This is a genomic window from Bifidobacterium sp. POST2/T3 (B1) (genome assembly GCF_058197115.1).
The window spans coordinates 1-3274 of the sequence record NZ_JBVPQK010000298.1 but is presented as its reverse complement, the minus strand read 5'-3'; the positions used below and the strand labels follow the sequence as shown (position 1 = coordinate 3274).

Genomic DNA, 3274 nt, shown 5'->3' with positions numbered 1-3274 from the left:
ACTGACGTCAACGCCCATCCCCACATCAGCCGTGACGGCAAGGTCGCACTGATCCACAACGGGATCATCGAGAACGCCTCCAGGCTGCGGCTGGACTTGGAGACCGAAGGTTATACTTTCGTGTCCTCCACGGACACCGAGGTGGCTGCCAAGCTTCTAGGCAAGATCGCCCAGGAGATTATCGATGCCACTGGCCAGCCCGACATCTTCGAGGCCATCAGGCGGCTGGCCCGCATGCTCAAAGGGGCTTTTACCATCCTGGCTGTGGATTCGCGGCAGCCCGATCTGGTGGTGGGCATCCGACACGATTCACCGCTGGTGGTCGGTCTTGGGGACGGAGAGAACTACCTGGGCTCCGATGTAGCGGCATTCGTGGCCTATACCCGTCAGGCTATGGAGTTGGGGCAGGACCAGGCTGTCTGCATAAGCGCGGACCAGGTCTTGGTCACCGACTTCCAAGGACACCCGGTGGAGCACCCCCGTCGCTATACCATCGACTGGGATGCATCGGCCGCCGAAAAGGGCGGGTGGGACTCCTTCATGGACAAGGAGATCCACGAGGATCCGGCGGCGGTCTCCAACACACTGCTGGGCCGGTACGACGAGTCGGGCGACCTGGACCTGGATGAGGTCCACATCGACGAAGATGTCTTCCGCCAGATCGACAAGATCATAGTTGTAGCCTGTGGAACGGCCTCCTACGCAGGGCTGGTGGCCAAGTACGCCATCGAGCACTGGGTTCGCATTCCGGTGGAGGTCGAACTGGCCCATGAGTTCCGCTACCGTGATCCCATTCTGACCCCGCGCACCTTGGTCGTGGCCATTTCTCAGTCCGGGGAGACCATGGACACGCTGATGGCGCTTCGGCATGCACGCGAGCAGGGCTCCCGGGTTCTGGCCATCTGCAACACACAGGGGTCCACCATCCCCAGGGAGTCCGATGCTGTGCTTTACACGCACGCCGGTCCTGAGGTGGCTGTGGCCTCCACCAAGGCTTTCCTGGCTCAGATTGTGGCGGCCTACCTGCTTGGGCTCTACCTGGCCCAGGTCAAGGGAACCATGTATCGAGACGAGATTCACCAGACCATCGACAATCTCAAGGCCATGCCTGCCAAGATCCAGAAGGTGCTGGACAGTCAGGCCGATGTCATCAACCAGACGGCTCAGCGCATGTCCAAGGCCCGTTCCTTCCTTTTCCTGGGGCGGCATGTGGGTTATCCGGTAGCCCTGGAGGGGGCGCTCAAGCTCAAAGAGATCGCCTACATCTTCACCGAGGGGTTCGCCGCCGGCGAGCTCAAGCACGGGCCCATCGCCCTGGTGGAGCCGGGGGAGCCTGTGGTGGTCATCGTCCCCAGCGCCCGGGGCCGCAATGTGCTGCACGACAAGGTTATCTCGGCCATCGAGGAGGTCAAGGCACGCGGTGCCTTCACCATCGTCGTAGCCGAGGAGGGCGATCCGGATGCCGACCGCTATGCTGATGTGGTCTTTTGGCGTCCGCCATGCCCGACCCTGCTCAGCCCTCTGGTGGATGTGGTTCCCCTGCAGTTGTTCGCTCTGGACATGGCCCGGCTCAAGGGCCTGGATGTGGACAAGCCCCGCAACCTGGCCAAGTCGGTCACTGTGGAATAGAGGCTGTCCATGGTCGTCGGGTCCGAGGAGCGGGGGCATCGGATCGTTCTGGAGGAGCCGCAGATCCCTTTTGAGCCTAAAGTCATTTACGAAGATCGCCGCATCATTGTGGTCGACAAGCCCCACTTCCTAGCTACCATGCCTAGGGGGATGTGGTACGAGGGTACCGTGCTGATTCGAATGCGCCAGCAGTACGGGGAGCCCGACATCGTACCTGCCCACAGGCTGGACAGAGCCACCGCAGGTGTGCTGGTCCTGGTGCGCGATCCGGCTGCCAGACGGGCCTATCAGATGCTCTTCCAGGAGCATCGCGTGCGCAAGGTCTACCAGTGCCTGGCGCCGGTACGACCCATACTTCATCCGCGGACCGGTACAGTGCAACACCTGGATCCGCCCAGGGTCTTCCCGCTAGAGCGCCGCTCCAGGGTGATCAAACGCCGAGGGATTCTCCAGGCCTGGGAGGAACGCGGACCTGTCAATGCCATTACCAGGGTCGAGCTGACAGCGGGCCAGGGATGTCTTGCCACCTACACGCTCTACCCGCAGACAGGTAAGACCCATCAGCTTCGCGTGCACATGAACGCCCTAGGCCTGCCCATAGTGGGCGACGATCTTTACCCCAGAATTCAGACCCGGTCCTATGACGACTTCTCCCGGCCACTGCAATTGGTGGCTCGTCGCCTGGAATTCACCGACCCATTCACCGGGGTTAAGCGCATCTTCACCTCCTCCGTTCCCTTGGAACCTCAGGGAGAGGCCTGAACAGTCAGCCTGGTGGGACATAATGGTCTGGGGATCCCGGAGCCGTGGGACGACGTGGACGCGGCAGACATCCCCGTCCGAAAATTGAGACGGACCAGGAGGTTCTACCCATGAGCAAACCGACACGGCGGGCCTATCGATGGCCCAAGCATCTCAAGGGTCAGCAGTCCCTCTGGTACGGCTGTGACTACAACCCCGACCAGTGGCCCGAGGATGTTTGGGATGAGGACATCAGGCTGATGACCAAGGCAGGGGTCAACGTGGTGGCCCTGGCGGTCTTCTCTTGGTCGCGCATTGAGCCCAGCGAGGGTGTTTTCGACTTCGATTGGTTGGACCGGATCATCGACAAGCTCGGTCGGGCGGGCATCGGGGTCAACCTGGCCTCGGCCACGGCCTCGCCACCGTTGTGGCTGACCCAGGCCCATCCCGAAGTCCTGCTCAGGGACGAGCGTGGCGACACGGTTTGGCCCGGTGCCCGGCAGCACTGGCGGCCCACCTCGCCGATCTTCCGCTCCTACGCTTTGAAGCTCTGCCGGGCCATGGCCGAGCACTACCGGGACAACCCCTATCTGGTGGCCTGGCATGTGGGCAATGAGTATGGTTGCCACAATCGCTTTGACTATTCCGACGATGCCATGAGGGCCTTCCAGCGGTGGTGCCGCCGCCGCTACAAGGACATCGACGCCGTCAACCAGGCCTGGGGCACGGATTTCTGGTCACAGAAGCTGAGTGATTTCTCGCAGATTCTGCCACCGCGTTTCATCGGCAAAGGGAATTTCCAGAATCCGGGACGCATGCTGGACTTTGAGCGGTTCAGCTCCGACGCCCTCAAGGATTTCTACATGGCCGAGCGTGACACCCTGGCTGAGATCACCCCGGATAT

3 protein-coding genes are annotated in these 3274 nt (G+C 61.8%); all 3 read left to right on the top strand.

What is annotated here, in order from left to right:
- A partial coding sequence (gene glmS / locus AC0AP0_RS10760; protein ID WP_490430459.1) for a glutamine--fructose-6-phosphate transaminase (isomerizing) occupies positions 1 to 1629 on the top strand: 1629 nt, incomplete at its 5' end.
- A gap of 9 nt (positions 1630 to 1638) precedes the next feature.
- Positions 1639 to 2391, top strand: a complete 753-nt coding sequence (locus tag AC0AP0_RS10755; RefSeq protein ID WP_490430458.1) for a pseudouridine synthase — start codon at positions 1639 to 1641, stop codon at positions 2389 to 2391.
- A 110-nt stretch (positions 2392 to 2501) separates the two neighbouring features.
- The coding region (locus AC0AP0_RS10750) for a beta-galactosidase (RefSeq protein WP_490430457.1) at positions 2502 to 3274 on the top strand (773 nt) is incomplete at its 3' end.

What these genes read in the sequence shown, in the direction of transcription:
- AC0AP0_RS10755 (WP_490430458.1), top strand. Translation starts at nt 1,639, where the DNA reads ATGGTCGTCGGGTCCGAGGAGCGGGGGCATCGGATCGTTCTGGAGGAG.